Source organism: Klebsiella sp. S69, assembly GCF_016516145.1.
In the GTDB taxonomy this organism is placed as follows: Bacteria; Pseudomonadota; Gammaproteobacteria; order Enterobacterales; family Enterobacteriaceae; genus Klebsiella; species Klebsiella oxytoca.
The window spans coordinates 1-5,753 of sequence record NZ_JACVUU010000051.1 but is presented as its reverse complement, the minus strand read 5'-3'; the positions used below and the strand labels follow the sequence as shown (position 1 = coordinate 5,753).

Sequence of the window (5,753 nt, the reverse complement as noted above, 5' to 3'; positions counted from 1 at the left end):
AACATCGGAAGCGCGAAGCGATGACGCTCGCCCTGTAAGGGCGCTACGTACAGACTGAAATAGACGGCAGGAAACTAAGCGACGTGGAACTTCTACGCTATGAAGTAGCGCGTAGCCGTGCAGCGTTGCTGCTCCTAAAACAGAAACTCGGCCCCGACACATTGAAGGCCTACTGCGCGAGGATACTGCAAAAAGTGCTGCATTATTTGGCAAGTGGGTCGCGGCATCCGATGGAAAGCTGACGCCGTCATTCACTGACGTGAAGGTGAAGGGGGGAAGCGCCAAGGGTTTCCTCAATTGGTTTCGACGTGTGTCAGATGTCAGCGATGACTCGAGCCTGCTCGGTTCCAACCCCGAACACTATCTCATCAAGGGAATTAACCACGGCCAGGAAGTCATCGAAACTTTAGGGGCGTGGGGACTGCCTGTCTACTTCACAATCGACTTCAACAGAGACGTCAAGGATTTGGTTGATTCTGAAGTGTTCAATGAAGAATACCCAATCCGCATGACGGGAGCTGGCAGTGTTGCTCCGGGGATCGATATTGGCGTGGTGATTCACCAGTTCGCCGAGGCAGAAGATGGGTTCAAGGCAAAGCTGGCGATATATTATCCTGCGGCCGCCGATCCAGCGATGATTGAAGGGCATCGCACTCACCTTGCGCTCGAGTTTACCAACTGGGTAAACATGTATCTCGCCGAATTGGGCATCCGACCCGCCGGCTGAGGAGCAGTGTAAAGAGCGCGACGCCTCATGTGTATTAGTCGCGACTAATACACATGATGATTATCGGCATCCTCCGTCCGGGCATAAGCGCAGGCATAACGAAATATATTTCGCCTGCAGGCGTACGCTTTGTACATAACATCCTGGCGACGAACCGGCCGTTCGTCGTCTTTCATGTAAAATCCTGCTATATCCTGGCGCCCACTCCATGTTTTTGAGAGCGTTAGTTCAGGTGTATCACGCTGTCCTCCTGAACCCCATAGACGCCATCCAGAGACCGAAAATATTCAATGTATTTTTCAGCCATTTCCTCAGGAACAGCAACAACAACGATGTTCATGTTTTTTAGGTCATAAATTACCGGAAGCCCCGCACCATCAACAGCCGTCATCAGCTTAGGCTTTAACGCTGACTGATAGCTTATCAACAGCCTTTTGCTTTCATGTTTTTCACTTCGTGATTTCTCGCAAGAATGGCGTTGCGCGCTGGCGGGTTTCGGTTGCTGCGGGGCTGTCATCATTGCTCTGTAATATTGACACTCTGGCATATCAACGTTGCGTTGAACGCCATTAACACATGAACAAAGCATCAGGCCTGAAAAAACGCAAATAACTTGTTTATACATCACATTTCCAGTCATTTTATTTACCATAACATCTCTTTACCGCACCGCCTGAGCGGCCCTCAGCTCGTTCCTGCGGCCTGAGGGCCGTTTCCGGCACATTGCCTTATCCTAACCCCTGAAAAACGGCCCTGATGATTTCTGCGGACCTGAATGGCTATGCACGAAAGTGAATGATGAACGGTTTCGCGCTGAAAGCACCACGAAGCAGCCGAAAATGGTAATCATCGACGCGGTGCTATCGGACGCGACCAGGCAAAATCAGCCTGTTGCCTCTCCTCCTCCCTTGACGCACGCTGGCGATCAGCATGGCGCTGAGATTCGATCTGCGCCCTCGCCCTGTTAAGAACGATATGCCTGTCTGGCTGGTTAAGCTTCTTCCCGGCCGTCCGTTCGGCAGCGGCACCACACGGCGCGCTTATGTCGGCGAAAGGCCTTGTCCAGCAACGGCACCAGGCGGATAACCCAGCGGTGAAGTGTGGAATGATCTACGACAGTGCCGCGCTCAGCCATCATTTCCTCCAGATTACGCAGGCTGAGTGAGTAAGCCAGATACCAGCGAACACACTGAGCAATAATATCAACAGGATAGTGCAGACGTTTGAAGGCTTTTCGGATCAGCTGCATAGTCAGGTAACATAGCAAAAAAAAACAGCATGTTATCTGACGACTTCTTAATGCGACAGAGCCTGATCTTGTCTCCAGTCATTACCCATGAGCTACACCATCCTGATCGCAATTAAGTTGTGGTTTCCACTACCCATTAGCCTCACTCCATGATAGCAATTCGATCTTTCGTCATAAGTAACACTTTGACGAAATTAATGATAAGTGTCATAGTTTCGTTATGAGATGTACAAACAGACTTCTGTATATCCGCTGAATGCGTGTGTACTGACGGGGGTGAGTGCATATTTTTCATCTAATGACACCGGTAAACATATGACTCTGAAACTGACCGAGGAAGACCTGGAAGCCCGAAAGGTTGAAATTATCCTCGCAGCACGATGGTGCTTCCTGAATTTTGGGTTTGCCAAAACGTCCATTGACGACATTGCGAAGCGGGCAAATCTCTCCCGTACCCTGGTGTATAAGTCTTTTAAAAACAAAGAACAAATCTTTAAAGCTGTCTTTCATCACTGGCTGATGGCACATCTGCCAGAAGCCGTGGCAGCAGCAGACAGCACCTGGAACACGTTCGATCGACTCCTGACCGTCAGCAGAGTGGTCGCCGTTGAACCATGGAGTGTGATGTATGGCGCGCCCATGTCAGGCGAGTTCTTCGAAGCCTGCGGCCGCATTGATGAAGAGATTTCTGCCACCCACCGGAGCATCGCGACTGAGTGCGTGGAGCGCATCCTTAATGACCGGACTTCTGCTGACGTTTTTATTCTGGCGCTTGACGGCCTGCTGGCTGACCACCCCTCACCGGATACCCTGACTGCGCGCGTTGAAGTGCTCTGCCGCCGCTTTTCCTGATTTTTGATACAGACAACGGATACCCACTATGTTTACCGCAGCTAAAAAGACGATCCTCATTACCGGCGCCTCGGATGGAGTGGGGAAGGAGACGGCAACGACGCTTGCCGGACAAGGTCATACCGTGATCATTCATGGACGTGACCCAAAAAAATCCCGGACCGCACTGGAGGAAATAAGAACGCGTTCGGGTAATCCGGACGTGCATTTATTTCTGGCGGATTTTCTTTCATTCGCCGGCGTGAAGGCGTTTGCAGAAGAAATAAAACGTAATTTCGACCATCTTGATGTCCTGATCAACAATGCCGGTGCTCAGTTCTCGGATACCCGGGAGGAAACGAAAGACGGGCATGAAAAAACCATGGTCATCAATGTGTTTTCCCCACTTCTACTGACCACATTATTGCTCGACCTGCTCAAAACAAGTCCGTCAGCGCGGGTCGTGACCGTGTCGTCCGACAGCCATAAAATCGCGAAGCCTGATCTGAACGATATTGAACTGACTCGCGGTTACAGCATGCCCAGAGCCTATGCCAACTCGAAACTGTACATCATCTGGGTGATGAACCATTTCGCGTCGGAACTGCGTCAGACTGGCATCACGAATGTTGCGTTTAACTGCGTACATCCGGGGTCCACGCAGTCGAGCCTGGGTCGCGAAGCCACAAAATCACTGAAATGGAAAATTTTATTCTCGCTGTGGTGGTTCATGCTGATCCCTCTCGACAAAGCTGCAGGAAGCAGTATTTACGCCGCTACAGCTCCTGAAATCTCCGGTCTGAGTGGAAAATATTATGGCCCGAAGGGAGTGGAAACGCCGTCTGCCCGGCATTACTCCGCCGGGAACGAGCGGAAGGTCTGGGAATATGCCCGTTCCGTGATCAGCCCTTATCTTTCCTGAGACGATATTCATGCGTAAATCGCGCTGGCAGTGGATGACAATGCTGCCCTTCCTGATCTCTGCCAGTGCTCCCCGGGCCGATACCGACAGTCTGAACGGGCATACCTTCGCCATTCAGAATGTCATTAGCGGAAAGGATTTGCGCCCGCTGAATGCCGTTCGCCACGACCGAAATGCCAACAGCTACAGTAAAAAATATTCGCTTAAACTCGCGCCGTCCTGTACAGAGCAGCGCGTGTATCAGGAGACAGTGTGAAAACATTAATTGGCCTGGGTATACCGGTCGTGCTGCTTATTTTGTCTGCGCTTGCCATCTGGTTTGTTGAAACACGGCTGATTGCCCTGTTTGGTCTTCGCAAAACGCTCCTGTTTCGGTGCGGTTTCGCGGGCGTTTATGTTGCCGGTCTGGCAGGGTTGATACTGGCGGACAAATCGGCCAGCCCGCTTGTCGGCATCCTGTACTGGTTGGGCGGGATCGGCTGGATTGCCCTGGTCTGGCTCAGTCTGGCATTTATCGTCTCCGGATCGATCACGTCTTTCACCTCTGTTCCGGCACACTGGGCGCACGGGGCCGCCTTGGGTACAGCTCTCACGCTGACCGGCTGGGGTATTTATTCGGCGCGGGATTTTGTGGTGACAACCACTGAAATAGCATTACCCTATATGACCACCCCGCTGACCATCATGCATATCTCGGATGTGCATCTGGGTTATCACCGCAGCCGTGATTACCTGCAGAAGATAGTGGAGGCCACTAACCGCAGTCAGCCTGATGTGGTCATCATCAACGGTGATTTACTGGATTAAAAAGTTGCGCTTGCCCCGTCGGTGCTGGAGCCGCTGAAACACTTTACTGCACCCGTGTATTTTACAGGAGGCAATCACGAGAAATATGTCGATCAGGTGCACGCCGAGCAGCTAGTGGCGGCCACGGGTGCGCATATTCTTCGCAATGACATCATGAAGGTCAAAGGTATTCAGCTGGTTGGCCTGCGCTATATGAAAGCGGATGACAACACGCTTGATCTTCACCCTTCAGATGATAAAGAAACTATCCAATCCGCCCTTAAGTCCATGAACATAGACCATGACAGGGCGGCTGTGTTTGTCCATCACATCCCGGTGGGGATTGAATATATGGCGGAAAAGGGGGCCGACCTGGTACTGTCAGGCCACACTCACGCGGGACAGGTGTTTCCTGGAACTCTGCTGTCGCCTTGTTCTTTGCTTTTAATCGAGGCGTGAGTCAGTTTGAAGAAACAAAGGTGCTGGTTTCAGAAGGTGCGGGCACATATCTGACCCCGATGCGCAGTGGTAGCCGCAATGAAATCAATCTCATCAAACTAATTTCGCCCTCAGAATAATAAGTTTGTAGTGGTCAACTAATTTTGGCCACATGACCTGACTGTTCGTGGAACAGCCGCTCTGATTCATTTGGCGTTAAGCCACCGTTATACCAGTGGGGCCGGAGTGTGCTGTAATAGACCGTGATGTAGCGGATTATCGCGCTCTGAGCCTCGTTGAAGCTGTTATAGCCCTTCGTCGGCACCCATTCGCTCTTCAGGCTCCGGAAGAACCGTTCCATCGGGGCATTATCCCAGCAGTTACCCCGTCGACTCATACTCTGCCTTATTCGACAGCGCCACAGAGCCTTCCGGTACTCACAGCTTCTATAGTGACTGCCCTGGTCACTGTGGAACATCACGCCTGTTGGCTTGCCCCGAAGCTCCCGGGCCATCTGCAGTGCTTTGACCGTGAGCGCCGAGTCCGTCGACATCGCCCAGCCCACAGTTTTGCGGGCGAACAGATCCAGCACGACGGCCAGATAAGACCAGCATTTTCCCGTCCAGATATAGGTCACATCGCCGCACCAGACCTGGTCCGGCGCGGTAACCGCGAACTGCCGGTCGAGATGGTTCGGTATTTCAACGTGTTCGTTCCCGCCGCGTTTGTATTTATGCGCCGGGAGCTGGCAACTGGCGATATCCAGCTCTTTCATCAGCTTACCGGCCAGCCATCGCCCG

7 protein-coding genes and 2 pseudogenes are annotated in these 5,753 nt (G+C 52.1%); 5 read left to right on the top strand and 4 right to left on the bottom strand.

The genetic code is table 11. From position 1 onward, the window contains the following. Window positions 1-310: 310 nt before the first annotated feature. Window positions 311-727 carry a hypothetical protein gene (locus IAE27_RS28910; RefSeq protein ID WP_200093388.1) on the top strand — a complete coding sequence of 139 codons (417 nt, stop codon included), beginning with the start codon at window positions 311-313 and terminating at the stop codon, window positions 725-727. 223 nt (window positions 728-950) lie between these two features. Here the strand turns inward: IAE27_RS28910 and IAE27_RS28905 are convergent, their stop codons facing one another. From IAE27_RS28905 to IAE27_RS28900, 3 genes and pseudogenes are all read right to left on the bottom strand, one after another. After that, window positions 951-1,379, bottom strand: coding sequence for a hypothetical protein (locus IAE27_RS28905; protein ID WP_200093387.1), 429 nt, complete (start codon window positions 1,377-1,379; stop codon window positions 951-953). A gap of 194 nt (window positions 1,380-1,573) precedes the next feature. After that, window positions 1,574-1,771 carry a hypothetical protein gene (locus tag IAE27_RS29950; protein WP_320159737.1) on the bottom strand — a complete coding sequence of 66 codons (198 nt, stop codon included), beginning with the start codon at window positions 1,769-1,771 and terminating at the stop codon, window positions 1,574-1,576. Next, a pseudogene (locus IAE27_RS28900) lies at window positions 1,737-1,976 on the bottom strand (IS6 family transposase); the annotation flags it as partial. The pseudogene IAE27_RS28900 and the gene IAE27_RS29950, both read right to left, overlap by 35 nt. Before the next feature lie 315 nt (window positions 1,977-2,291). On the opposite strand from IAE27_RS28900, the gene IAE27_RS28895 reads away from it, so the two are divergent. The 4 genes and pseudogenes from IAE27_RS28895 to IAE27_RS28875 all read left to right on the top strand — a co-directional run bounded on the left by IAE27_RS28895 (window position 2,292) and on the right by IAE27_RS28875 (window position 4,974). Continuing rightward, window positions 2,292-2,828, top strand: a complete 537-nt coding sequence (locus IAE27_RS28895) for a TetR/AcrR family transcriptional regulator (RefSeq protein ID WP_200093385.1) — start codon at window positions 2,292-2,294, stop codon at window positions 2,826-2,828. Window positions 2,829-2,856: 28 nt separating this feature from the next. Beyond that, window positions 2,857-3,729 carry an SDR family NAD(P)-dependent oxidoreductase gene (locus tag IAE27_RS28890; protein WP_200093383.1) on the top strand — a complete coding sequence of 291 codons (873 nt, stop codon included), beginning with the start codon at window positions 2,857-2,859 and terminating at the stop codon, window positions 3,727-3,729. Window positions 3,730-3,739: 10 nt separating this feature from the next. Beyond that, a complete protein-coding gene (locus IAE27_RS28885; RefSeq protein WP_200093381.1) occupies window positions 3,740-3,985 on the top strand; it encodes a hypothetical protein in 246 nt (81 codons plus the stop codon). A gap of 407 nt (window positions 3,986-4,392) precedes the next feature. Next, window positions 4,393-4,974 (top strand): annotated as a pseudogene (locus IAE27_RS28875) (metallophosphoesterase). 133 nt (window positions 4,975-5,107) lie between these two features. Here IAE27_RS28875 and IAE27_RS28870 read toward each other — a convergent pair. Further along, window positions 5,108-5,753: IS3 family transposase (locus IAE27_RS28870; protein WP_200093376.1), on the bottom strand; the 646-nt coding region annotated here is incomplete at its 5' end.